General features: G+C 61.3%; 13 protein-coding genes, 1 tRNA gene and 2 pseudogenes. 7 read left to right on the plus strand and 9 right to left on the minus strand.

What is annotated here, in order from left to right:
- The first annotated feature begins 16 nt into the window (after positions 1-16).
- Positions 17-1537 carry a pyruvate kinase gene (gene pyk / locus ABRP34_RS01245; protein ID WP_003800908.1) on the plus strand — a complete coding sequence of 507 codons (1521 nt, stop codon included), beginning with the start codon at positions 17-19 and terminating at the stop codon, positions 1535-1537.
- A gap of 147 nt (positions 1538-1684) precedes the next feature.
- Here pyk and ABRP34_RS01250 read toward each other — a convergent pair whose 3' ends face one another.
- On the minus strand, positions 1685-2290 hold the full coding sequence (locus ABRP34_RS01250) for a response regulator (RefSeq protein ID WP_003800911.1): 606 nt from the start codon (positions 2288-2290) through the stop codon (positions 1685-1687).
- 206 nt (positions 2291-2496) lie between these two features.
- Here ABRP34_RS01250 and ABRP34_RS01255 point away from each other — a divergent pair.
- Positions 2497-2578: transfer RNA gene (locus tag ABRP34_RS01255), tRNA-Leu, on the plus strand.
- Positions 2579-3509: 931 nt separating this feature from the next.
- Here ABRP34_RS01255 and ABRP34_RS01260 read toward each other — a convergent pair.
- Entirely contained in the window at positions 3510-3650 is a 141-nt protein-coding gene (locus ABRP34_RS01260) for a hypothetical protein (RefSeq protein WP_353711938.1), read from the minus strand.
- A 164-nt stretch (positions 3651-3814) separates the two neighbouring features.
- On the opposite strand from ABRP34_RS01260, the gene ABRP34_RS01265 reads away from it, so the two are divergent.
- Entirely contained in the window at positions 3815-4159 is a 345-nt protein-coding gene (locus ABRP34_RS01265; RefSeq protein ID WP_353711939.1) for a hypothetical protein, read from the plus strand.
- An 823-nt stretch (positions 4160-4982) separates the two neighbouring features.
- Here ABRP34_RS01265 and ABRP34_RS01270 read toward each other — a convergent pair.
- The gene (locus ABRP34_RS01270) at positions 4983-5204 is read right to left on the minus strand and encodes a hypothetical protein (RefSeq protein ID WP_353711940.1); all 222 of its coding nucleotides are present in this window, start codon (positions 5202-5204) and stop codon (positions 4983-4985) included.
- Positions 5205-6052: 848 nt separating this feature from the next.
- Between ABRP34_RS01270 and ABRP34_RS01275 the strand changes: the two are divergent.
- Positions 6053-8244: pseudogene (locus ABRP34_RS01275) on the plus strand (glycogen debranching N-terminal domain-containing protein).
- A 303-nt stretch (positions 8245-8547) separates the two neighbouring features.
- Here the strand turns inward: ABRP34_RS01275 and ABRP34_RS01280 are convergent.
- On the minus strand, positions 8548-12843 hold the full coding sequence (locus tag ABRP34_RS01280) for a TIR domain-containing protein (RefSeq protein ID WP_353711941.1): 4296 nt from the start codon (positions 12841-12843) through the stop codon (positions 8548-8550).
- A gap of 1434 nt (positions 12844-14277) precedes the next feature.
- On the opposite strand from ABRP34_RS01280, the gene ABRP34_RS01285 reads away from it, so the two are divergent.
- Positions 14278-15366 carry a GNAT family N-acetyltransferase gene (locus tag ABRP34_RS01285; RefSeq protein ID WP_353711942.1) on the plus strand — a complete coding sequence of 363 codons (1089 nt, stop codon included), beginning with the start codon at positions 14278-14280 and terminating at the stop codon, positions 15364-15366.
- Positions 15367-15495: 129 nt separating this feature from the next.
- On the opposite strand, the gene ABRP34_RS01290 is transcribed toward ABRP34_RS01285, so the two are convergent.
- Positions 15496-16911, minus strand: coding sequence for a tetratricopeptide repeat protein (locus tag ABRP34_RS01290; protein WP_353711943.1), 1416 nt, complete (start codon positions 16909-16911; stop codon positions 15496-15498).
- A 29-nt stretch (positions 16912-16940) separates the two neighbouring features.
- Positions 16941-18458, minus strand: coding sequence for an AAA family ATPase (locus ABRP34_RS01295; RefSeq protein ID WP_353711944.1), 1518 nt, complete (start codon positions 18456-18458; stop codon positions 16941-16943).
- 50 nt (positions 18459-18508) lie between these two features.
- Here ABRP34_RS01295 and ABRP34_RS01300 point away from each other — a divergent pair, with 50 nt between their 5' ends.
- The gene (locus ABRP34_RS01300) at positions 18509-19078 is read left to right on the plus strand and encodes a hypothetical protein (protein WP_353711945.1); all 570 of its coding nucleotides are present in this window, start codon (positions 18509-18511) and stop codon (positions 19076-19078) included.
- A 1957-nt stretch (positions 19079-21035) separates the two neighbouring features.
- Positions 21036-21758, plus strand: coding sequence for a fibronectin type III domain-containing protein (locus tag ABRP34_RS01305; protein ID WP_353711946.1), 723 nt, complete (start codon positions 21036-21038; stop codon positions 21756-21758).
- 190 nt (positions 21759-21948) lie between these two features.
- Here ABRP34_RS01305 and ABRP34_RS01310 read toward each other — a convergent pair.
- From ABRP34_RS01310 to ABRP34_RS01320, 3 genes and pseudogenes are all read right to left on the minus strand, one after another.
- A pseudogene (locus ABRP34_RS01310) lies at positions 21949-23206 on the minus strand (IS256 family transposase).
- Between the two features lie 1168 nt (positions 23207-24374).
- Positions 24375-24719, minus strand: a complete 345-nt coding sequence (locus tag ABRP34_RS01315) for a hypothetical protein (protein ID WP_353713452.1) — start codon at positions 24717-24719, stop codon at positions 24375-24377.
- On the minus strand, positions 24646-25389 hold the full coding sequence (locus tag ABRP34_RS01320; protein WP_353711947.1) for a DUF6804 family protein: 744 nt from the start codon (positions 25387-25389) through the stop codon (positions 24646-24648). The genes ABRP34_RS01315 and ABRP34_RS01320 overlap by 74 nt, the downstream gene beginning before the upstream one ends.
- Positions 25390-25411: the final 22 nt, after the last annotated feature.

Here is a 25411-nt window from a genome sequence, read left to right on the forward strand (position 1 = left end):
CAAATAGGGTAGGTATATGAGACGCGCAAAGATTGTGGCCACCTTCGGACCGGCCATTGCCAGCTACGAAAACACCCTCGCGGTGCTGGAAGCCGGCGTTGATGTAGCCCGCATGAACATGAGCCACGGTGACTACTCCGTGCACGACAACACCTATGAAAATGTCCGCAAGGCCGCGGCCGACCTCGGCAAGGCCGTGGCCATCATGGCTGACCTGCAGGGCCCGAAGATCCGCCTGGGCCGCTTCGTCGACGGTCCCCACGAACTGGCCGTGGGTGACATCTTCACGATCACCACCGAGGACGTTCCGGGCACCAAGGAGATCTGCTCCACCACCCTGAAGAGCCTGACCGAGGACGTCAACCCGGGCGACGCCCTGCTGATTGACGACGGCAAGGTGGCGCTGCGCGCCATCGAGGTGGACGACGTCAAGGTCGTCGCCCAGGTGACCGTCGGCGGGTTTGTGTCCAACAACAAAGGCATCAACCTCCCCGGCGTCGCCGTCAACGTCCCCGCACTGAGCGAAAAGGACGAAGACGACCTGCGCTGGGCCATCCGCCGCGGCGTGGACCTCGTCGCCCTGTCCTTCGTCCGTGACGCCGGCGACATCAAGCGCGTCCACGAGATCATGGACGAAGAAGGCCGCCGCGTTCCGGTGATCGCCAAGATCGAAAAGCCCCAGGCCGTGGACCAGCTCCACGAGATCATCGACGCGTTTGACGCGATCATGGTGGCCCGTGGCGACCTCGGTGTGGAGCTTCCGCTGGAGGAAGTGCCGATCGTGCAGAAGCGCGCCATCGAACTGGCACGCCGCTGGGCCAAGCCGGTTATCGTGGCCACCCAGGTGCTCGAGTCCATGATCGACAACCCGCGCCCCACCCGTGCGGAGGCCTCCGACTGCGCCAACGCCGTGCTCGACGGCGCCGACGCGGTCATGCTCTCCGGCGAGACCAGCGTGGGCAAGTACCCGATCGAGACGGTCAAGACCATGGCCCGGATCATCGAGTCCACCGAGGAGCACGGCCTGGAGCGCGTCCCCCCGCTGGGCACCAAGCCCAAGACCCGAGGCGGCGCGATCACCCGTGCCGCCGTCGAAATCGCCGACCAGCTGGACGCCAAGTACATCTGTACGTTCACGCAGTCCGGTGACTCGGCGCGCCGACTGTCCCGCCTCCGCCCGATCAAGCCGGTCTTCGCGTTCACTCCGGTGGAGCACGTGTGGAACCAGCTGGCACTGACCTGGGGCATCCAGCCGCAGCTGGTGGCCATGGTGGGGCACACGGATGAAATGACCGCACAGGTGGACCGCAGCCTGCTGGACATGGGACTGGTGGAAGACGGCGACCTCGTGGTCATCGCTGCCGGTTCGCCTCCCGGAAAGGCCGGCTCGACCAACTCGCTGAAGGTCCACAAGGTGGGCGACCTCGCCGACACGCCCCGCATCGGCGAGGCTACCGAGAAGAAGGAAAAGCTCGGACCGTGGCCGGAAAAGAAGAAGAAGAACAAGGACAAGGCTGCTGCAGCCCCGGCTGAGTAGCTGAACCTGAAAGGGAGGATTCCCGCCGCCGGTTCAAGGGTGGCGGGGGTTCTCCCTTTTTGTTCCCGGTATCCGCTCCGGTTTCGGGGAAAGCAGAAGGACCCCGGCACGTTGCCGGGGTCCTTCCGTTTTGTGGCTTGCTGTTTTCTAGTTGACCTGGTTGATGATGGTCTCGGCCACTTCCCGCATGCTGAGGCGGCGGTCCATCGAGGTCTTCTGGATCCAGCGGAAGGCCTCCGGCTCCGTCAGGCCCATCTTGGTGGTCAGCAGGCTCTTGGCGCGTTCCACAAGCTTGCGGGTGGCGAACTGCTCCTGCAGGTCAGTCACCTCGCTTTCGAGCGCCTTGATCTCCTCGTGGCGGGACAGCGCGATCTCCAGGGCGGGGATCAGGTCGGCCGGGGTGAACGGCTTCACCACGTAGGCCATGGCGCCGGCGTCCCGGGCGCGCTCCACGAGTTCCTTCTGGCTGAACGCGGTCAGGAGCACCACGGGGGCGATGCGGGCCTTGACGATCTTCTCGGCCGCGGAGATGCCGTCCATGACGGGCATCTTGACGTCCATGAGGACCAGGTCCGGCTTGAGCTCCTCGGCCAGCTGCACGGCCTTCTCGCCGTTGTCGGCCTCGCCGATGACGTCATAACCTTCGCCCCGCAGGATTTCGATGATGTCCAGGCGGATGAGGGTTTCGTCTTCGGCCACAACTACGCGGCGCGCCGGCTGGGACGTTTTGTTTGACTCCGTCGGTTCTGACACGGGATCTCCTTGAAAAGGTACGGCGGGACTATGACTATCTTAGTTGGGCCCCGCGCTTGTACTTGGATCGGCATGGCTTGTTGCGACGGCGGTGGCGCGATTGTCGGTTTTAGCCTATCTGCATGTAGAGTAAATCCGCGCACTGGTAGTGGCTGCGTTGATCACACTTCGCTGTGAGCCTACGATTGTTACTCCGTGTACTCCGCGCCCGAGTGGCGGAATTGGCAGACGCGCCGCACTCAAAATGCGGTATCGAAAGGTGTGTGGGTTCGAGTCCCACCTCGGGCACAGTGTTTCCCCAGGTCAGGGCCCTTTTGGGGCCTCTGACCTGGTGGACGGTGTACACGCTTGTCCGAGAAGATCGCTTTGACGGGTGTCTGTCACGCCGTGTTTGTCGGTTGTCCTTCTTGTGGCCGGTTCCTTCCTTCTTTGAGCGTCGCGGTTTTCTGATTCTTAATGCTTCATGGGATCGCCCGGCCGGGACAACATGACTGGACAGGCTCCGGGGGAGTGGTGCTCCACTGAGGGGTCGTTTTCTTCATACCCATTCATTTCGTTTGGGTGGGATGGCTACATGACATTGGCCGCTGAAATGTCGGGTGTCGCCCGAGGGATTGTGCGAACGATCTGGGCCGGGTTGTCGCGCCGGCCCGGGTAGTGGCGGTAGCTGGAATCCCTTGACCGTTTTGTCGGTGTGACTGTGGTCGTTGGGATGTGGATGCCGTTCTGATAGAGGATTCACCGCTGGGTAGGAGGGGCCGCAGTGCAACTTGGGGGACCGGCCGGAATCGAAAAGTTTGGTGAGGAGATAAGCGACGGAGGAGCGCCGAAGGAAACTTTTGATTGGGTCGGCGCTTGGTGCCCTGGTTGCGCGGAGGTCCCGCCCAGCGATGATGGGTCTATCAGAATGACAAGCAGTGTTGATGCTTCTGGTCATTCATGAATCCGCTGGAGCGGGCCAGCATGTTGCCCGAGGCTGCAAGGGAAGGGGCGCAGCCTCGGGGCATGGGGAGGGTGCGATAGCATCTGGAAGGTTCGGCTACGGCTTCGATCGACGAACCTCGCATTTCGCCGTTTACGAGCACATCACCAGGTCGACACACTCCTCGGGGGGTATGCCCTTAACCATGTATATGAGAAGGGCAGCAGGCTAAGCCATCTCACCGCGGTATCTGGCGGGAACTTTTGGGCAGAAACGGCGGGTGTTGCCTACGCGAACTCACTTGTGGTTGAGAGGAAGTGCAGGTCGAGAGGCTTTTTTCGCACCCACCGCGTCGTCCTCCAGGATCTCCTTCGCCGCGAGGAGGTACTCGGGGTGCCGGTCCATGATCTCGGAGCACAGCGCGCTGTGCTCACCCACTTTGACTGCGCCGGACCTGGACTGGTCCTGTCAATGAGAACCGTCCAAGGACGTCGAGAGCATTCTGGCCAACTACGTATGACCTCCCGTACCCAGATCGCCTCATGGATGAACCGAGATCGGTCCCGGATCGCTAGGCGGCGTTCCATCGAAGTATCACCGGAATGGGGTTCGTCTACCTCGAGCATGCCCTGATAGTTCGCGGCGCCGACGCTCTGCGGGTACACGACAACATGATTGCCGAATGCGGGAACTGTGTTGAGCTGACCGGTGCCGGGCAGACGACAATCGTGAGCGACAACCTCATGGGCGCTGGCCCAGACGGAGTGACCCTCCTGGCGGAAAACCACGAGGGCCTGCTCGTCACGGGCAATAACTTCTTTCCGCGCGGCCGGAGTCTCGTCGAATTGACTGCGTGCAACCGCTGCTCGGTGTCATCGAACAGGTTCCAAGGCTTCTACCCGGGCATGATGCGCTTGTTGAACGGTTGCAAAGAAAACCTGATTTGAGGTACTTGATGCGCCGATGAGACTTCAATCGACTACGAACTCGTCCTGGCCAGCATCGGGGCCGCGGCCCTTGCCGGACCCCGATCCCGGGGGCTGGATGTCCTATCTCAATCTAGTTGGCAACTCCGACGTGGGAACAGGCCATCTAGATTGAGGCAGGACATACTCCCGCGTCTCGACGATTGCGGCTTACGCAGCTGCTCAGTGATCTTGAGCGTCTGGCTGTTCAAAGGCCTTCAATTGCTGGTCGAGCTCGTCGGTTAGAGTGCTGTAGTCATTGGGATCGTCGCGCATGGCCGCTCGTAGTGCGACCAATAGGCTGCGAGCGGCCTCCACCTTGCCGGTACGCGTGAGGACCCGGATCTGAAATGCCTGGAGTCGAAACCTTGTTTATGGACCCGCCCACGGGCCGCCTTCCGTCCGGAACCCGCACATCGGTGTACCTGCATACTGATTGCGGCTACCGATGGGTGGATTTGGGAGTAATTCCCGTCCGCCCTGAACAGCCCTCCTTACGGGAAACCCTTGCACTGACCAGTGTCTGTGCGGCTAAGAGCAATTCTTGGAACGGCGGCGTGAAGGGATATAAGTGGCTCCCATATGCTCAGACCTAGAGGCTTCTACGACCAGCAGCCAGAGTTCCTCGACAACAGCGTTATCGAGATCACCGTCCCATCCGGCCGCCTGATTGCTTCCGAGAGGTCTGCCGATCCCTGCTCGAGTGCGGCAGCCAAGGCCGGTTGCCGCACTCGCAATTGGGCGGGTAAGTCTGCATGCCACGACAGGGTTGCGGGTCACGAGGCCGAGGGCAGGATAGCGCTTCCTAAGAATTCACCAGAGTCCAAATGACAAAAAAGAGGACCAACGCTCCGATTACCAGGATGATTGCGATCGCAGCGAGGAAGTAAAAAATCACTCCGACGACAGGGGAGAGGGTCAGCAGCATAATCCCCGGCCGGGGCTCGCCCCCGGCCCATTCACGCACTCCTGCAATCGCGCAGACCAACGTTAATATAACTGCGATGACGACTGCAAAGATCTCCATCACATAACGCCTCATTTTCAAATTCCTGCAGCAACCAGTAATGCCCAAATGAAGTGAGCGGCTGAAATCTGCCGCCGCATCTTGAGGCCTCGCATTATCGGGAGGGCATCTAGTAACCATCCGCTATTTTACGTACTCCGCATCAATCAACGGAGACCTTATACGGGTGCCGTACTGATTCACCAGGTCAGTGCTCCAACCTCCTAGAAATCCGTAAACGTAGTACGTATCGGAATTAGCATGGAAGTTTATGTGGCCACCTGGGTATCTGACGAAGAAATCACATCTGTGCATGCGTCCTGTGCACTCGCGAGCGTATTGCGACGCGAAAATCGAGGCGAAATTCTTTTGCGATTCTAGACCATGCATCACAAACTCGGTGCCTATATCATCTTCGTTTAGCCATCCTATCGTCCCGTATACTGACACCGCTTCGCCGACATAGCGGTTCGCCACTCGCTTGAGGTCCTCGAAGCAAATCCACCTGGATTGCTTGTAGAAGGCGTGAAGGGCCTTATCCAGCTGCCGACCGTTAAGTTGCTGAAAATTGGTCTCTCCTCGAAAGGTCATGTCACCCTCCCGGGTACCGCGCAAAGACAACCTTTCTACAATTTTGAACCCGAACCGTTTAGCTGGCTAGCCCATGCTGGAACGGACCTGTGGGGGCGGGTCCGTTCCGACCATGAGCGCAATGGAGCCAGGCGGCCCCAGTAGCCGCAGGTAGAGCTTGGGTAAGTTCCTTATGAGTCGCATCGTCCTGCTCTGGCATCACTTGACGTGGGGGCGTAGCCTCAGTGGGACGATGAAGGCCGGAATGGGCCGGTAGGTACCCGACGCCTTCTGCCGGAGTGCTCGCACTGAAGAAATCCCTAGAAGGAGCCGGGACGGCTGGATGGAATGCAGATACGGCGGCCGGGCCCTTGGGCGCCGGTACGCTCACATTAGTGGAAGGCTCGTCCTTTTGCATTTCAGCGGCCAACGGCGATCTTCAGCCGGAGCAGCCGCACGGGGTTTTCTTCGAAGACACGCGTATCTTGTCCCGGTGGCTTCTAACCGTGGACGGTGAGCCCCTGGAGCCGCTCACTGCCAAGACAAAGGAGCCTTACCGTGCCCTCATTATCGGGCGCGTTCGCCGCTCCGACGGGTACACCGACAGCCCGCTAATAGTCGAACGACTTCGCGAGCTAGGTACCGGAATTTCGGAGCAGGTCACCGTCCGAAATTACTCAGCTGCCCCCGCCGACTGCACGGTTTCCCTCCACGCCGAGGTCGACTTCGCCGACCTTTTCGAGGTAAAGGAAGCCCGTATACATCGGCATTGGGAGAAGCCCCGGGAAGCAACTGGCGGATCCCTGACTATCCGGGCCTTCTGCCAAGACGTTCGGAAAGGCATCGCGGTCAGTGCCCCCGGTGCAGACATCACCCCGGAGGCCATTAGCTATCGAGTGAACGTTCCGCCTCACGGATATTGGACGACGGTCCTGACCGTGATGCCCATCATCGAGGCAGCTGGCTCCCCGATGGTGTTTGTCCATCCTGACGGAGAGGCTGTTTCCCCCAGGACCGGCGGCGGCAGGAATGGGTCTCCAAGATTCCGGCCCTACACATAGGCAACCGCTCCCTCGAACGGACCCTGCGGCGCAGCTACGACGATCTGGGGTCACTTCGGATTGAGGATCCTGCCCATCCAGAGCGGAACGTCGTGGCTGCCGGCGCGCCATGGTTTATGGCGCTATTCGGGCGGGACTCCTTGTGGTCTTCCATCATGGCCCTGCCAGTAGACCCGTCTCTGGCCATCGGGACCATCCAAACACTTGCCGACCGCCAAGGCAGCGCGGTGAATCCTAGGACCGAGGAGGAACCAGGAAAGATCCTGCACGAGGTCAGGCTCGGTGTCTCCAGTGGGTTGGCCTTGGGTGGCAAATCGGCCTATTACGGCAGCGTAGACGCAACGCCGCTATTCGTGGCTCTACCCGGTGAACTCAGCCGCTGGGGCTTCGCCGCAGAAATCATCGCCGCCTTGATGCCTCACGTGGACAGGGCACTGGAATGGATCCGTAGCTACGGGGACAGGGACGGGGATGGTTTCGTTGAGTACAAGCGGCTCAACGACCAGGGGCTGATCAACCAGGGCTGGAAGGATTCGTGGGACGGGATCAATTTCGCGGACGGCACCTTGGCTGAGGCGCCGATCGCGCTGTGCGAGGTCCAGGCCTATGTCTATAGCGCCTATCTGGCGCGCTCCTGGCTCGCCCGTGACGCTGGCGACGTGGAGTTGGCCGACAGGTACAAGGACTGCGCCGCCCGGCTAAAGAGGAAGTTTAACGAGCAATTCTGGCTGGCTGATCGCGGGTACTATGCCATCGCCTTGGACGGGAAGAAGAAACCCGTCGATGCCTGTGCCTCCAATATGGGCCACGGTCTGTTGTTCGGACTAATTGATGAGGACAAGGCGCCGCTCGTGGTCGAGAGGCTGATGTCCCCTAAGATGTTCAGCGGTTGGGGCGTGCGGACCTTGGCAAGCAACATGGGCGCTTACAACCCTGCGAGTTACCATAACGGGTCGGTCTGGCCCCACGACAACGCGATCATCGTGGCCGGCCTGCTGCGTTACGGATTCAATGCGGAAGCGCAGCGGATCGCGACGGCCTTGTTGGAATCCGCCGAGTATTCAGACGGCCGCCTCCCCGAATTGTTTTGTGGCTTCGACCGTCAGCACGTTGATGAACCCGTCCCCTATCCCACAGCTTGCTCGCCCCAAGCATGGGCCGCTACTGCTCCCATCATGCTCGTCAAAAGCCTGATGGGCTACTACGCGGACGTTGCGCTGGGTGGCCTCTGGATGAATCCCATGCTCCCGGAGTCGTATGGGGACGTGCACATCTCTAACGCCCCCATGGCCGAGGGGCGGATCACGATCGACGTCTCCGGCTCGACCGCAACCGTCCAGGGGATGCCCGAGGGCATGGTGCTTCACCACGGATACCGGCCGTGGGCGGCAGACCTCGTAGTGCAAGCCAGAAGGCGGGAAAGACCTTAGCTCGCCGACCCGATGGCGCTTAGGGACCAGCCACGTGGAGAGCGTGTGGCGCTTACCTCACGGTCTTGTTGCTGAGCCTGACAAATGCAGCCATGCTTTTCGGCTTCTTGAGGTTCTCCAGACCGATTCAAAAACGAGGGATTGAATTGTGCGAAGACCTTGCGTCCAGGTTCTGCGGGCATTCCCTGAGGCACGCTGCGGGCTCGCCTATGACGCTGCGTACGTGGCGGTCCCCGGAAAGGCGTAAACGGGGACAGACTGGTGGTTTTCGGCAAGCCCCAGCAATTTGTGGTGGTGGCTCTGTTACCGCTTGGTGGTGGCTACGTCGTCGGCTGGCACGGATCGGCCAGGACAGATCTCCCTGTACTCAATGTCCGGTCCCACCCATTCACGCCACTGCTTGTGGCTGATATTGCGGGTTAGCTTGCCGCAGAGTTCACTAGGCCAAGCCGCGGGGACAGGGAATCGATGCACCCTCTTATCGTCAGTCACTAGGGTCAGGAACTGGCCGTTGGGGCTAAACGCCACACGACTGAGCAAGCCCCCCTGGCCGCTGAATGTGACTGGGTAACCGATACCCTGGCCGGTGCCGGCGTCCCACCAACGCAATGTGTCGTCATAGCTGCCCGAGACAATCTGGCTACCGTCAGGACTAAACGAAATGTTCGTAACCTCGCTTTGGTGCCCGGTAGCAGGATCTCCGACCGGGTGGCCGGTGGAGGCGTCCCACAATCGCACCATGCCGTCTGCGCCCCCGGAGGCGATCATCCGGCCGTCAGGGCTGAAGACCACATCCTTCACGCCGTCCAGGGCTGTTTCCTCGTCCTTGTGCGCAGTCATCGGGTCGCCCAGAGGTTGGCCGCTAAGGGCGTCCCAACGGCGTAGGTTGCCATCCTCGCTGCCGGTGACCATAGTACGACCATCCGGGCTGAATGCCAGACTCCTTATCAACTTTTGATCGCCGGTCATTGGGTCGCCGATGGGTTCGCCTGTACGTGCCTCCCACTGCCGGATTGTTCCGTCGGCACCCCCGGCCGCCACCGTCCGGCTGTCGGGGCTGAACGCCAGGTCTCCTACCCAGCCCAAATTGGTGACGATTAACTTTCCCAGTGGGGCGCCGGTGGCGGCGTCCCACTGGGAAACCGTACCGCCCGCGCCGCCGGTTGCGATCGTCCGGCTGTCAGGGCTAAACGCGATTTTGAACATTATGTCTCTAACAGGGATCGCTTTGCCGAGCTCCGCGCCAGTTTGCGCGTTCCTCCTACGGAGGAAATTCATATCTGCAGATGCGATCATCCGCCCGTCGGGGCTGACACCTACACCTTGCGTTTCGTCATCAAGTTGAAATTTGAAGTTAGTGGAGGATCGAACGCTGCCAGAATTCCACCAGCGAATGGTGCCGTCAGGATTTCCGGTGACTAGCTGTTGCCCGTCGGGGCTAAAGGTCAGGCTGGCCGCCGGACTAATCACTGGCCCTTTGCCTGCGATCACCGGTTCGCCAATAAGTCTTCCATCGCCAGCGTCCCATCTACGCACCGTTCCGTCCTCATCCCTGGAGGCGATCGTGCGTCCGTCCGGGCTGAATGCAAGATCGGCCACCGGAGAGTGGTGACCAATCATCGGGCCACCAATGGTTTTGCCAGTTCTAACATCCCAGCGGCGCACATTGCCGGTGTGACCGCCAATGGCCATCATTCTTCGGTCGAGGCTAAAGGCCATCGGGCCCTGGTCTTCGGGTCGGATCCCTGAAAAGTTGATGGGATGTCCGACCGGCTTGCCAGTCCGAGCGTCCCATAGGCGGGGTGCCAAATTACTGGTGAGAATCGTTCGGCCGTCTGGGCTTAATGCCACGGGGTAAATCTCACCGTAGTCGGTTGTTGTGCTCGTGTCGCCGATCGGCTGGCCGGTCTTCGCGTTCCACCGGCGAAGTGCCCCGTTAATGCCCGGGCCCGTGCCCCCGGAGACGATTGTCTTGCCGTCGGGACTGAACCCTACGACCCCCACTCCATCCTTATGTGCTGTAATTGATTCGCCGATTGGCTCCCCGCTAAGACCGTCCCATCTGCGGATTTTGCCATCGCTGCCGCCGGAGACGAACATCCGTCCGTCAGGGCTGAAGGCCACCGCCTTGACTTCTCCTGGCCTTGGAGTGGCGGCACCGACACTGTCCTGGTGCGCGCCCACTGTTTCAGCCCGTTGTTTTCCGTTTGCCACATTCAGTAGGCCCACCGTGCCGGTGTCGCTACCGTATGCGATTCGCGTCCCATCCGGACTAATCACCAGGCAATTGACCTCCTCCATTGTTTCCATAATCCGTTCCAGATCCTTCTGCGCGAACAACGCACTGAGCAGTCCGTTTTCCCCCTCCGCCGTCGGCGCTATGGCGTGAGCGGCAAGGATTTGCTTCAGGGCTCGCACGTCATCTCCCGGACGGTCCGACGCGAACATCACTTGTGCCTCTGCCACCAGGCGCCGGGCAGTAGCTTCACGGGTGCGTTCAATAGCTGCGCGCTGTGCCGTCGAGGCCTGAAGGAATGCGGCCGCTGCGACCAGGGCGGTGGCAAGTGCGGCGGCTACCACAGCCTTGAGCACTCGGGAGCGTTTCCGCAGTACCAACGCATAGGCTTCTGCTGCTTCCCGCTGTTCCCGGGCGACTCGAAGTTCAGTCAGCTGTCGCTGCTTTTCCGCTTCAGCTCTGCTCTCCTCACGGTGCCTGGAGGCCTGCAGGAAATCATGGATCGGGTGGAGTCGTTTACTGAACCCGGGTTTTGCGGCCAGTTGCTCGGCTCCCGCCAGCCGCACGCCTTCGAGCAACCAGGCGTCGTTGTGACCACTGTGTCTCCATGCCGTAGCCGCCCGTTCGAGGATGTCGGCTGTCTTGAGGTCCTCCCGCTCGTCCGCCAACCAGCCTGCCAAGTCCTCCCACTGACGAAGGAGACTCTCAAGCGATACCTCGATCAGTATTTCCCCACCTCGCGTGTCGCGAACGAGTAGGCGCTTCTGAACCATCGCCTTGATTAAGTAGCCGGCTTCCTCTGGTAGGTCGGAGAGACGTGCGATGCGGCGCACGGGCTGGTCATTGTCCACATTAAACGTTGCGAGCCAGGGGATGAAAGCCGAGCGAAGCAGTTGCAGCTGCTGCCGGCGCTGGTCCGGGGCGGAAGCCAATAGACTGTCAACTTCGTTCTGAACCACACGCATCATGCCGCCCATCCGGTCATACTGAGACAGCGTCAGATGCCCATCGTCGGCATAATCACGGTAAAGGCGCGCTAAGGTCAATGCGAGTAATGGAAGAGTGTCCGCTCCCTGCCCGCTCTCGGCCAGGAGCCGGTCTACCAGAGCCGGTTCGATCTCTAAGGGCTTCCCCGCCGCGGTGGCACGAGCGGCGGGTCCGATAATGACCTCCCTAAACCGGGCGATAGGCATTGGCTTAAGCTCATCGAACAGAACGCTTTTCACACTCGCCAACGCCGGGGCGGTTTGCAACGCCTCGTATAGATCCGCGCGGATTGTTCCTGCCGCGATTAATGCCGGGAGGGTCCCTGCCTTATGCTCCAGCAGTCGGCCGAGTAGGGACAGGAACCCGGAGGCCTCTGGACCGGCGTCGGCGTTGAAGAGCTCCTCCGCTTGGTCCAATGGCAAAACCAGCGTCGGTGGGGGCGTGGCCGGCGGCAACCCTAGCAGTCGGCCTGCGGCAGTCTGCCGGGCTTCGTCCAGCCACCCAATCAGCCGTTCGATGTCCTTCTCGATACAAGCGCGTTTGATTTCGCCCAAGGCGGGCGTGCGCAGACCCATACTGCTGCGCAAAGCATGTATCGAACAGGCGAGGCCTCTGTCCCCGGTGAGCGGCTTTCGCTCGGGGCGCACGATGTCTAAGACAACGAACTGCCGGTCGTCCCGCCGCAACCGGGGCAGCAGACCCGCTCGCAGGAAAGAGGATTTTCCAGCACCGGAGGGTCCAAGCACGACAAACATGGATTCGACCCCTGCACCGCGCATCGCGCGCAGCGTATCGAGACCTCGAACAATTTGCCCGTCCCGGCCGAAGAACACCGCTGCATCAGCCTCCTCCAAGGGTTCCCACCCCCTGTAAGGTGCACGATGTTGATCCTGTGGCGGTGGCCAGGGGAAAAACTCGGCACCGATCCCTGCCCGCAGCAAACCCAGGCGAAGTCGCAGCAGGCCCTCTGTGAGAAAGACCACCGGGCTGCCGCCGTCGTTGACGGTAACCTCAGTTGTGGCTCCGGGACCAAATAGATCGCAGCGCTGCCACTCGCCGGTGATTTCCGTGTCCTGCAGCGGCTCCAGGCGGGCACAGAGGATCAGCTTGCCCAGATTTTCTGCAGTCCGGTACTCGGCCAGGCACTCGCGAGAAGCCTCCCAAGCGGCCGAAAGCAGGCAGATCACCGCCTCGCATCGTTCGTTGGCCCGCAGCAACGCCTCCTTCCACCGTTCACCTGGGGCTATACCGGTCACTGGATCGAGATCTAGAAAGATCTCTTGGGCCAAGGCCGGGTCTTGCTCCGCCAGCCAGCGTTTCAAGGCGATCGCCTGCCGGGTGTCCCTGCTCGAGTGACTCAGGAAAATACGAGACATGTTGGCTCCATGGGGTTACTACGGGGATCCACAGCTCTTCCATAGCAATAGTAAAAACGACCCACACATAGCGGTCGAAATTCAGTCGAGATACCGACTGACACAGCCACAAGATCCATTTTGGCGGGCAGGCCCGCTGGTCGCGATCTTCCCTCGTATCCCGTGGGCAGGAGGTACAACTAATGGTCTACCCGCGCATCATGCACTACAAGTGCTCGGGCGAACAGCCAGGAAATCGAAGCGTTCACGGTGTTTGAGTGCAATCTATTTTGGAGTTCTGCCAGGCAGGCATCAAGCCGATCGGCACCGCCTCAGATCTAGGCCACGTGTGAGAAAAGGCGTCTCAATGGCAACCGTATTATGACCAGAGATGATCAGATCCGCCCTGATGGCCGACCGAAGCGCATGCCCACACGGGACGGTGGCGGTTTTCGAGGATTCTAAGCCCCGGAATTTTGGAAAAGGTCGAGGACCTGTTGCGGGAACGCCGTAGCTGCAGGGACGGCCTTCTACTTTGCCCTAGCTTCATTTAATTCCGGGCACGTCAAGGGGGCTGAACAACCCCCAGCAGGATAGAGTCTCCGGCCGGATGTTGTCGGCGGTGCCCGCTATCCTGCTGTCGTGAGCGCAGACGAACATCCGGAGGACTCCGCCAACGAGAACGGAGAGAATAACGACCATGCGGAAGAACTCATAGAACTTCCACCTGAACAAAGGCAAACCTGCGAAGGACGTTGAAAGGCATCAGCAGTCGCTGTCCCACAGTATCGAGTTCCCGAAGTTCACGCTCTCCGAATCAACTATCACGAACATCTTGGCTAGAAGGCGCGGAAAGGCCTGACAGGATGGAAGGGGCAGCGATTTCTCGTGTCCGAAATTCCCTGCACGTCTTTGTGGTGTGCCTTTCACTTTTGAACCCCATGGCCATTGTGGGAGGCGGGCCAATGCGTTCGGATCCGAGTAATTCCTAGATGTACCTGTCCATCTCGGCCATAGGCGGCGAAAAGACATATCTAAGTGAGTGATCAACTCGAGCGGCGCCGCATCAAGATTTTCACCTCTGCGGGCACAAAGGCTGAGCGCATGCCCAGACTGCCGATTCGTACTCAAGTCCGAGCAAGCTCAAGAAGCGGGCTTCCCAACCGACACGGCGACAGCAGTGGTAGCACGGAAGCGAACAGCCTACGCGCAGTCGCAGACTTGAAGGGCCGGCTCCAAGAGAAGAAGGACTCCCGGTATTGAAGCCCCGTAAGCGGAGCCACCACTGCAACAAACGGCAGTGGGTACTGCACGGAGACAAATTCGGCGCGGCTCTGCAAAACAACAAACCGTTCACATCCCTGATGAGGAGCAACGCTGTGTTCATCACAACAGCAACAAAGTCCCACCGATCTCTGCGGTCGAAGACGGCACTCGTCTCGGAAGGCTGATCCCATGGCGCCGTCTTTCCGCATAGAACCGTTGGTCCTGCCGTCCTCGACCGACTCGCCGGAGGCCAAAGATTTCCTGGAGTTCAGCGAACTCAGCGACGCCCTGATACTGGAAACGTGGGGGAATCTTGACCTTGCCGCTCCCGGGGAAGCACGCCTTGAATCATGGCGGGACGACGACTACAAACAGCTGCAGTTCTACTTCGTCCGCGTCCATGGGCGCATGGTGGCCAGATCGAGTATCGGTCTGCCGCAGGCGGAGAACCTCCAGGCTGCGCTGGTCCGGGTTGACGTATTAAATGAGTTCACGGGTAGCAAAATCGGGCAGATGCTGCTGCTTCATGCCGAGGAGATCGCGGCTGGCCACGGCCGCACAACACTGCAGAGTTACACCGAACATGCCGCCAGCTTTGATCAACACGAACCTGACATCCTGAAGCCGGCAACAGGCATGGGCGGTGTGCCCTCTGATTCCCGTGGGGTGAAGTTCGCACTGGCCGCCGGCTATACCCTGGAACAGGTCACCCAGTTCAGCGCCCTGAATCTTCCCGTATCGGATGGAACGCTCGACGACTTGGAGCAGACGGCAGGCGAGTTCGCCGGGAACCGCTATGACCTCCTCACCTGGACGGACCGCTGCCCCGACGAATACATCGACCAGATGGCCGTTCTCATGTCCCGGATGAGCACCGACACCCCGGCAGGGGATCTCCACTTCGATCCGCAGGTTTGGGACGCCAAGCGCGTCCGGCACGTCGAGGACGAGTGGGAGCAGTCCGGCATGGAGTCGCTGGTCTCCGTGGCGCGGCACAAGCCGAGTGGCGAGCTGGCCGCCTACTCGGTTCTGCAGTACTCCGCATCAAAACCCTGGTTAGCGGTGCAGGACGACACATTGGTTGCCAGGGCCCATCGCGGCAACCGGCTCGGCATGCTGGTCAAGATACTGAATCTGCGGCGGTTGGAGGCTGAACGTCCGTCGGTTGAACGGATCCTCACGTTCAACGCGGCGGAGAACGAACATATGCTGGCCATCAACCTGGCACTGGGGTTCCGGGCCGCCGGGTACAGCGGCGAATGGCAGCGCCGCGGGTAACACGCATATGTATGGCGTGGAGACCGCGTGGACCCAGAAATGTAGCCTATGAGGCGGCCGCGCGAGAAGCGGCTGAAAGATGACCGCTTCACAGGTGAAGTGGAGGCCGAACGGCTGTTCACCTCAAATTCAATTGGTGCCTCCGATGCTGCGTATCAAGTTCGCGAGGTTACCGCGGGTGGTGAGGGTGTCGGGGTGGTCGGGGCCCAGCACCCGTAGCTGTCTGTCCAGTAGCTCCCGAAACTTGGTGATTGCGCCGGCGGTGTCCCCGGCCCGGCCAGTCCAGTTCGCGAGGCTACCGCGAGTGGTGAGGGTGTCGGGGTGGTCCGGGCCCAGCACCCGCAGCTGCGCCTCAAGCAGCTCCCGAAACCCGGCGACCGCGCTGGCGATATCCCCAGCCATCCCGGTCCAGTACATCAATTGGTGCCGGGTGGTGAGGGTGTCTGGGTGGTCCGGGCCCAGCACCCGCAGCTGTCTGTCCAGTAGCTCCCGGAACCCGGTGACCGCGCTGGCGGGGTCCCCGGCGATCCCGGTCCATTTCGCCACGCTACCACGGGTGATCAGGGTGGAAGGGTGGTCCGGGCCCTGCACCCGCAGGCGTGCGTCCAGCAGCTCCCGGTACCCAGCGACCGCGCCGGAGGTGTTCCCGGCCTCCCCGGTCCAGTACAGCAGTTGTCCCCTGGCGTTGAGGGTGTCGGGGTGGTCCGGGCCCAGTACCCGCAGCCGGGCGTCCAGCACCTCCCGGAGCCCGGTGATCGCGCCGGCGGTGTCCCCAGCCATCCCGGTCCAGTACATCAATTGGTGCCGGGTGGTGAGGGTGTCTGGGTGGTCCGGGCCGAGGACCCGCAGCTGTGCGTCCAGCACCTCACGGAGCCCGGTGATCGCCCCGACGATGTCCCCGGCCTCCCCGATCCAGAACATCAATTGGTGCCGGGTGGTGAGGGTGTCTGGGTGGTCCGGGCCCAGCACCCGCAGTCGTGCGTCCAGCACCTCGCGGGACGCTGCGATCGCGCCGGTAGTGTCTCCGGCCTCTCCGATCCACTTCGCCAGATCGTTGCGGGTGGTGAGGGTGTCGGGGTGGTCCGGGCCTTGCACCCGCGACTCTGCGTCCAGCAGTTCACGGAAGCCGGCGATGGCCCCGGCGGTGTCCCCGGCCTCCCCGATCCAGTACACCAATTGGCGCCGGGCGTTGAGGGTGTCCGGGTGGTCTGGGCCCAACACCTGTAGCTGTGCGTCCAGCAGTTCACGGAAGCCGGCGATGGCCCCGGCGGTGTCCCCGGCCTCGCCGACCCAGCTCGCAAGGTTCCCACGGGTGGTGAGGGTGTCGGGGTGGTCCGGGCCCTGTACCTTCAGGCGCGTGTCTAGGACCTTGCGGAGACCGGCGATCGCGCTGCCGGTGTCCCCGGCCCGGCCGGTCCAGTACAGCAGGTGCCGTTGAAGGTCCAGCCAGGTGGTGCTGTCGGGCGAGAATACCTTCGCTGCCCGGTCACTCCATGCTTGGAGGAGGTCGCGGTTATCCGCCGCCCGGTGTCCTAGACGTGACACCACGGCCTCGAGTGCCTGCTCGTGACGTTTCAAGGCCCAGAGGTGTTCCGGGGCCCGCTCCTGGGCGTAGTTTTGGGCGGCCTGACCGTCTGCACTGCCGAGGGCTCGAGGATCGAGGCATGGGCGTCCAGAACCGAGATGGGCCAGCCGGTGAGGGCGTGGATGTGTCGAACAAGGGTGTCATGGAAGAGACCGAGCCGCTCTTCGGGTGTGCCCGGATGCGCACGAGCTACGATGCCGCCGAGAGCTGCCACGATGTCGCGGAATTGTGTCAGGTCGGCGGGTCCTCCCAGCGCTGCACATGCACCAACGGCGACGCGGAGCGGTAGGACAGGGCCGCTTCCTGCGGCCGCGAGCACCACCATCACGATCCTTGCTTCCGGGTTGTCATTAGCGGTCAGGGGCCATAGGAGTTCCTGGTAGAGGTCGTCAAGGCCAGCCACGGTACGGAGTGACTGTGCAGGTACCGACGCCGCGAGGTCGGCGAGCAGCCGTAGCTGCAACCACGTGTCGGCGTGGGCCTGAAGGTCAACAGCCAGGGCCTCCGGTAGCTCCAGGTTCTGAAGGTATTCGGTGATTTCATCCATGCCCGGACGGGAGACGTTTACTTGGGCGGTAAGCAGGTCCTGGCCTTGATCTTCCCCGCGGGTGCTGAGCAGGACACTCACGCGCAGGGGAGGCTCTTCGGTACTGAATTCGGTCACGGCGGACAGGAGTTCAGCTCGGCTCGATGGCTCGAGTTCGTCGATTCCGTCAATGGCCAGCCGGATTCGCCGCCCCAAAGACACCTTTAGCGTGCGCAGGGGTCCGAAGACCAAGCGTTCCAGAGCAGGCCGTCGGTTCAGCTCCTCAGCGGTGAGCTTACCCTCGTAATCGGCGGCTGCAGCGGGAAAACCCTCGAACCTCGCCAATTGCCGCGCCAGCGTCTTGGCCAGTCCAGTAAGAGTAGGGGTCAGTGCTGTAAATGCGACCGCGGCCAGATAGCGTGCCGGCAGATCGGGTACTAGCTCCGGCCGCGCCAGCGCGGCGATCAGCGCGGATTTTCCCGAGCCGGCGGCCCCGCGGAGAACGACGAGGCGCTGGCCAGACATAGCCGCTGTAACCCGCTCCAGATCGTTGGTCGGTTGAAAGGATTGGGTTAGGGCCACTGCCAGCGCGCCCTCCTCCGTCCCGGAGAGCAGCCACTTCCCTGGCGAGGCGACATTCCTGCTCACCCACAGTCCCGGATCGCTGGCGTTTTGCCCGAACCCGGATCCTATATATACGGGAGGCTGCTGTACTGTCCGGCAACAATCGGCAGCCACGTTTGCCGCGTGGCGGATCTCAAGGTAGTCCGCGGAGAGGCCGGGGGCTCCGTGCTCCATCAGTCTGATCAGTGCCTGGGAAAAACAGCCATTTCTTGCTTTGCGGAGGAATGTGCCCGCCAGTAACTCCAGGCGGACCTGCTGTTCCAGATCCAGACCACTCTTGATGACATCCCTGACGCCGGCCCCGGCATGGCAGGCGTCCAGGATGATGATCAGCCCGTCCAACCCAGATATGTCCATCCGCACCTGGTCACGAGGAGCAAGGGCTGCGGGAGGAGTTGGGGCGGGCGATGATCAAGAGTGTGACGCGCCTGCGCTGGTTCGCACCGTTGGGATTCGCTCTGGCCGAACGGTTCGTCAACACTTCCCTGACCCAGGTAAGCCGGTACTTCACGGACCCAGTCCTGCATGAGCGGATCCTGGACCGAGTCCTGGAGCATATCGGGCCGGAGACGAAGGCCATCATCGCCCATTCATTGGGGACAGTCGTTGCCTACGAAGTCGCTGGCCGTCTGACGGACCCTGTGCCCTTGCTGGTCACCCTCGGTAGCCCGCTGGGACTCCGGACCTGCATCTACGACCGCATTCAGCCCCGACCGCCCGTTTACCCCAATGCCGTTCATCGCTGGGTCAATATCGCCGACCGCAACGATCTCGTTGCCGCCGACCCCGACCTGGCCCGGTTGTTCCCCGTCACACATCCAGCCGGAGACGGCCTGGAGTCTGGCTGGCTGACTGATGCGACGGTCGACAACGGACCACAGCCCCATCAGGGTGAGTACTACCTCCAGAAACGCAGAGTTGGGGCACCCATCGCCGACGCTCTGGCCGGTGACACTGGACCGGGTCCCACTTCTTGATTGTCTCTTTAGCAGAACCTGCATCGCGCTAACTCGGTGAGTAGCCGTGGAATTCCCGCCGAGAGGACGGCGGGGGCGGGAGTACCACCAAACCACTTGCCGGTGGCTTGCACTGTGGCTGGCGGCACGCCTTTGCCGGCCACAGGCAGAGGGCGTCCTGCTCAGAGCCGCTACTGACACCGGTCGTTACGTTGACCGCTCGGTTAATTTCCTGCCAGCCGCAGACCTTGACGTGGACGGCATCCATGAACTCCACCTGAATCAACGCCGGTCCGTTAGCCGTCAGAGTGGACGAGCTCGATGCCTGATCCTTGGCCTGGGCCAGAGCGTCAGCGGGCTGCCTGCCGTTGTCCGATGCCCTTATCCAGAATTCAGAGGTCGGCAGATGGTCGCCGAGGGGCGTAACAGACTGCTTGAAGGCACCGGATGCAAATAGAGGCAGTCTTAGCAGGACAGGCTGGAAGCGGCCGGATGCCTGGAGAGGTCCGCAGAAATCGACGGGGATGTCCGGTGGGACACGACCATCCAGGCACTGCCCAGATCGTCCACAAACATCTTGCCCAGAGCCATCGGCCTTTCCACGGCAAGTTGTTCGAGGAAGTCGGGTCCCCGGAGGAAGAGTAGAAACTTCGGAGTGCGGAGCCTGGTCAATCTCTGGTGCCGGGCGAAACGACTTCCCATTCCCCGAATCCGCCGTTGGCCAAGGGAACACCTCGGCACTGATCTCAGCCCGACGCAAGCCCAGACGCACCAGCTGAAGGCCCTCCGTGAGAAAGATGGCTGGTCCGCCCTTGCCGTTAAAGGCGATCTCCGTGGTGGGTCCACTCCCGAACAGGTCGCAGCGCTGTCACTCTTCGACGATTCCGTATCTTTCAAGGGCTCGAGCCGAGCACAAAGAATAAGCTTGCCTAGGTTCTCCGCGGGCCGGTACTCGGCTAGGCTCTCCCGGGAGGCCTCCCAATTTGTCAAAGTAAGCAGATCGCGGCCTCGCACCGTTCATTGGCCCGCAGCAGCGCCTCCTTCCACCGCTCACCGGGCGCAATACCAATCACGGGATCAAGATCCAAGTAAATTTCCCGGCAACACCGCGTCTTGCTCCACCAGCCACCTCTCCAACGCGACAACCTATGGGGCGTCCTAGCTCGAGTGGCTCAAGAAAACACGAGATATGCCGGCCCCATATTTCTTTCCTCACCTGACCTGCTGTTCCGCCTGAGCAATGATCAGATCCGCCTAACCAAGTATCGAATCGATTTTTTTATCGAGAGCCCGACGCTGATCTATGCCAATTTGGCTAGGACGCTTCTTGGTAGCGATCCGCCGCCGAATTCCGGGTGGGTAGGGGCATAACTAATGGCCCATCCGAGCACCAAGCACTTCAAGCTCTCGTGCTGCGGAAACATTAGATCGGCAAGGCCTTGATGCTCAAACCAAAGCTATGCCCTAGAACCTCCGAGAGAATCCGCTACGAAGTCCCTGCCGGTACCGCATCGATACACACGACGCTGGTGGGGACACCGCCTACCTTCCGTCTGGGATCGACACCATCGCGACCGGCAGTCCCCTGGATTGTGAAAGATGCCCGCAAAGCGGCCGTCGAACACGAAAAGGCCATGCAACTGGCTCGGAGCGGCCCGCGCGGAAGAATTGCGCTCGGGCCGAGAAAATGGCACCGGAAACGGAACGCCACGAAGTCCTCCTTGCGTACCTGCCAACCCTGGGCTGTCGCCGGCATTACAGCCGCCCACAACACGAAGACCCCAAAAGGGGCTCCGTGCGTACGGCACCCAAAGCCACCCATCTGGAACCGTGCCAGCACGGAAGCCTGAAGCGGCGGACGAGAGCAACATTTTAACTACCGGTTAGATGAGCCGGTATTTCAGATCCAGTCACATTGTCAATCGCATTTATATTCATGCCTGCCGGAAATAGCCGGCACTCAACAGAGGAAAAGAAAATGATTAAAGAAAAAGCGCGAGCAGTGGCAACTGCTGGGATTATTGCTGCTAGCGCCATCGCTACCCCGCCCGCTCACGCCGCACCGACAGGAACCTCGCCTACTGGGTCCAGCATCGGCCATATTCAGTCCGACCCGCCGGATCGTTTACGAGCTTCTCACGTTGCCAGCAACAGCATCAACATCACGTTCGTCGATGGATCGACAAACGAAGACTACTTTTTTGTCGACTACCGTGTTCAAAACGGAGACTGGCATCCTTTGTGGCAAGCACGTACCCAATCCAAGAAATCAATGGGCCTAAAATATTCGATCTATCAATCGGTCGGACGCAACACCATTTATTGTTACCGTGCAGGAACCCTGCAATGGAAGGGTTTGAGTTTGATAAGGTCCGTCACCGGGACTTATTGTGACGCTCCTGCTGCCCCTAGCAAGCCAGCGAATTCGAGGGTCACGCGCATTAGCTCCTCGAGTGTAAGCATCAAGTTCGATCGGAGTTCAAAATGGGAGTGGGGATACCAGCTGTTTGCCAAACGTGCCGGCAGCGCGCCTTGGGTATACAAGGGGTCCCTGGTGGTGCGCACCGCAAAGGACACCTACATCATGACGGCGAACAACCTTAAGCCCAACCGCTTTTACAGGTTCATCGTCGTGCCGTACAACCAATTTGGCGCAGGCACCGCCTCGGATGACGTCACTGCTACAACCGTCTCCCGATAGGTCCCAACTGCACTGAGTCTGTGAGAACCCTGTCTCCTGTGTGCTGAACTGCCACGTTTGGGGTCGTCGGTAATGCCTAGGCCTCGAGGGCCTGAGCGCGCTGTAGCACCGCGCCCAGGCCCTCAAGGCCGCCGCAGCGAACGGTGCGGGACTATCCGATAAACAGTGTGTAGGCACCGGCCGGTTTTCATTAGCGGATGGTTCTTTCGAACCGGCCTGCGAAGGTAAGCGCGAACGCGTTTAGCGCCGGCTTCCACCTCATCACCCACCGTGCCCGTCCGCCGCCGGTGGGATCAAGGGATCGGGTGACGCGATACAGGCATCTCAGGGCAGCGGCCTCGTTCGGAAAATGCCCGCGGGCCCTGACCGCCCTCCGGTAGCGGGCATTGATCGACTCGATCGCGTTCCTCGTGCAGATCACCCGCCGGATCTCCACGTCGTACTCCAGGAACGGCACGAACTCGGCCCAGGAGGACTCCCAAAGCCGCACGATCGCCGGATATCGCTGGACCCATTCGGCGGTGAGCTCCGAGAACCGGTCCTTCGCCGCTTGCTCGGACGGGGCCGTGTAGACCGGCTTGAGCGCCTTGACGATACCGTCGCGGTGCTGGCGTCCGGCGTAACGGAAACTGTTGCGGATCAAGTGCACGATGCTGCTGCACGACCGTTCGCTCCCACGTGGTTGTGATCGCCTCGGGCAGGCCCTTGAGCCCGTCGCAGACGGCGATCAACACATCTTCAACGCCCCGGTTCTTCAGCTCGGAAAATACCTGCAGCCAGAAACGTGCACCCTCGCCACCGTCGCCGGCCCAGATGCCCAGACTCTCCAGCTCCCCGTTCACGGTGACGCCCATGACCACATAGAACGGGGTATTGCGCACCTGCCCGTCACGGACCTTGACCACGACCGCGTCAACGAAGAGCACCGGATAAACCGGGTCCAAAGGCCGGTCGGACCATTCGGCCAGTTCCGCCGCGACTTTCTCCGTGATGCGGCTGATGGTGTCCTTGGAGACCTTGGAGGCCTTGGCCCCGCAGACCTCCTCGAAGTGAGCGGCGATTTCCCCGGTGGTCAGCCCGCTGGCAGAGAGTGAGAGCACGATCTGGCCGATCCCGTCCAGACGCCGTTTCCGCTTGGGCACGATCACCGGCTCGAACGAGCCGTCCCGATCCCGGGGCACCTCGATCCCGACCGGGCCGATCTCGGTCAGCACAGTCTTTGACCTCGTGCCGTTGCGCACGTTGGCTGCGATGGGTGTCTGGCCATGCTCGTGCCCGAGGTGCTCGGTCAGTTCCGCTTCCAGCGCGGTCTCCAGCACGTTCCTCGTGAGCTGGTTCAGCAGCCCGCCAGGACCCACCAGGCTCACACCGTGTTCCTTGGCCTGCACGAGCAACCGCTCCGCAAGCTCCTTCTGATCGATGATCTCTCCCGTCACAGGATCGATCATCACCCCTGTCATCTCGGTCGTGGACTCAGACACGGCCGTCTCCTTTCGGATCAGGCCGGACCCGCACACCGTTATTCAGACAGTCCCCTCCGACTGGCCCTTGCGGTTTGGTAACGTGACCCGGAGCGATGGGTGTTTTGTTGCGCAACTCTCCGGTGCGAACGACGGCGGCACCGTGGCTGGGCAGAGCATCAAAAGAGGGTGTGCACAATGTGCACACCTGGGACTTCAGATTCGGTTGTACCGGCATCGGACTGGTTCGGATTCGGGATGTTTTCGGGAGAGTGGCGGGTTTTCAATGGCTGGCGCCCGGTTCGAGTCCCATCTCGGGCACGTGTTCTCCCTGTTCAGGGGCTTATAGCCTCTGAGCGTGGACAGATTGTGTTGTGAAGGGCCCCTTCGGGGGCCTTTTTCATTGCTGGCCGGGTGCCTCCTTGCCTTCCTGGATCGACGGTTTGTCGTTCGTTATCTGTACATGGACGTTTGTGTCCTGGCCAACATGACCTGAGAAGAATTTGGCTCGGACTCCTTTTCCGCGTCCTTGGTCCTTCACTGCATTCCTCCTGTCCGGTGCGTGTTTGCTTCCTGCTTCTTCATCGTTAACTCCGGCGTCTACTGCATGACTTTGAGAATTTTGAGGGGTTCCGACGCGAGGTGCCGACCGCCCTTTTTGTTCTTCATACCTGTTCATTGCCTCCGCCTTGGACAGCGACATGACGCCGGGGATTGGAGCGAGGTGTCCCGAACGGTGCTGCCTGCTGCCTGGCTGGTTGTGCATATCCGTTCATAGCCCACACTGTGCTCAACAGCATGACCGAAGTCGACGAGAGCTCATGTGTCTGCGCAGGGGTCCGCTGACGGCCATGGCTGCCGGAGTATCTTCAAGGGCATGGCCAAGCTTTTCGTGTATGGGTAATCCGGCGTGCCATGACTGCGTTTCGACCGGATGGGGATCTCCTGCATGGATGGACATGTCTGACCCACGACCTGGCGGCCCTTGTGCCCGCCAGTGTAGCCCCTCAGGGCACCCCTAGAGGGCTTTGAATGGGGCAGGGCAAATGGCTATCGAGAGGGCAGTACTCGCGCGGATTTTTCCGGTCGGGGAGTAGCTGTGAGGTGTCGCCCTCGAGGACCGTCATGTTCGACTAAAGCTGTGGCAGTACCCAGTTCAGCGCGCGCCTACGTCTCCTCGGTGAGCTGTGACGGGTTTGGTTGTCCGACCGTCCTCGGGTGCCGGCGGCCGCGCGTGGTGGTCTGCAAGGCGCCAGAACGGCTGAAAGTTTCTTGGGTCGAGGATATGCTCCCACGTCCGTTCCAGGTCTGCCCGAAGGTCTACGGGCGACTCCCCGACTGGTTGGCGCGGCGCCCCGGCAGCCTTCTGGCGGACCTCGAAATCGTCGAAGATGCGCTCCAGCCTCGCGACGTAGTTTGCGTCGCTCTCACCGGCGGGTCGGGCACGGGAGGGGCTGCCGTTCAGGACAGCCTGCCAGCCGGCGAACTGCGAGACGAGCACCCGCTCCCACAGCACCCTGCAGGTGAGAAGAACACTCCCGCGAGAGTCCTTGCACAAGTCGACCGAGTCGCGGCGGAGGATCCGGGCCCAGAACCACAGCGCACCGTCGCCCGTAGTGGCAGTCGTGACGCATCTGCCGGAGCATGCATCCGGAGGCGTCCTCAATGTGCCTCTCCGCCAAGATGTGTCTGGCGCGAGCCTCCTGCTGGACCGACAAACGGCAGCCGAACCACACTGGCACCCTGCTAGGTGGGATGTGCTGGAGGATCACATCGAGAAAACCATCCCTGGGCCGCTGGAGGCTGCGGTTGCTCGGGAGCTCCACTCCGACTGGTGACGAGGGGGCGGAGTCAGCTCTCTGTCTTGACCGGCACTTTGTCGGCCTGCACTCCGGCGACTCAAGAAGCACCCCGGTGGCCACGTTCCACGGCAACCAGGCAGCCTTCGTCATCAGGTAAACGGGGACGATGGGGTTGAAGAGAACGGCCGCCGGCGCCAGCAGGAGCAGCCACGCGGCCTTTCCGTTCTTTGCGGCCAGCACATCGACCCATATAGCGGCGATGCACACCGCCCATCTCAGCAGCGTGTAGTAGCCAATAGGCTGCGATCCGAGCCCGACGAGGATGAGCCCGGCGGCTGCCGCGCCGATGATCGTTGCTGGTTTTGCCATGCCTGGTTTCCCGTGTCTTGGA

It is taken from the genome of Arthrobacter sp. K5 (genome assembly GCF_040448525.1).
Classification (GTDB): Bacteria; Actinomycetota; Actinomycetes; order Actinomycetales; family Micrococcaceae; genus Arthrobacter; species Arthrobacter globiformis.

Bases quoted from the DNA above. Each gene is read 5' to 3' on its own strand.
- pyk (WP_003800908.1), top strand. From the start codon at position 17: ATGAGACGCGCAAAGATTGTGGCCACCTTCGGACCGGCCATTGCCAGC.
- ABRP34_RS01265 (WP_353711939.1), top strand. From the start codon at position 3,815: ATGGGGTTCGTCTACCTCGAGCATGCCCTGATAGTTCGCGGCGCCGAC.
- ABRP34_RS01270 (WP_353711940.1), bottom strand. From the start codon at position 5,204: ATGGAGATCTTTGCAGTCGTCATCGCAGTTATATTAACGTTGGTCTGC.
- ABRP34_RS01280 (WP_353711941.1), bottom strand. From the start codon at position 12,843: ATGTCTCGTATTTTCCTGAGTCACTCGAGCAGGGACACCCGGCAGGCG.
- ABRP34_RS01285 (WP_353711942.1), top strand. From the start codon at position 14,278: ATGGCGCCGTCTTTCCGCATAGAACCGTTGGTCCTGCCGTCCTCGACC.
- ABRP34_RS01295 (WP_353711944.1), bottom strand. From the start codon at position 18,458: ATGGACATATCTGGGTTGGACGGGCTGATCATCATCCTGGACGCCTGC.
- ABRP34_RS01300 (WP_353711945.1), top strand. From the start codon at position 18,509: ATGATCAAGAGTGTGACGCGCCTGCGCTGGTTCGCACCGTTGGGATTC.
- ABRP34_RS01305 (WP_353711946.1), top strand. From the start codon at position 21,036: ATGATTAAAGAAAAAGCGCGAGCAGTGGCAACTGCTGGGATTATTGCT.
- ABRP34_RS01320 (WP_353711947.1), bottom strand. From the start codon at position 25,389: ATGGCAAAACCAGCAACGATCATCGGCGCGGCAGCCGCCGGGCTCATC.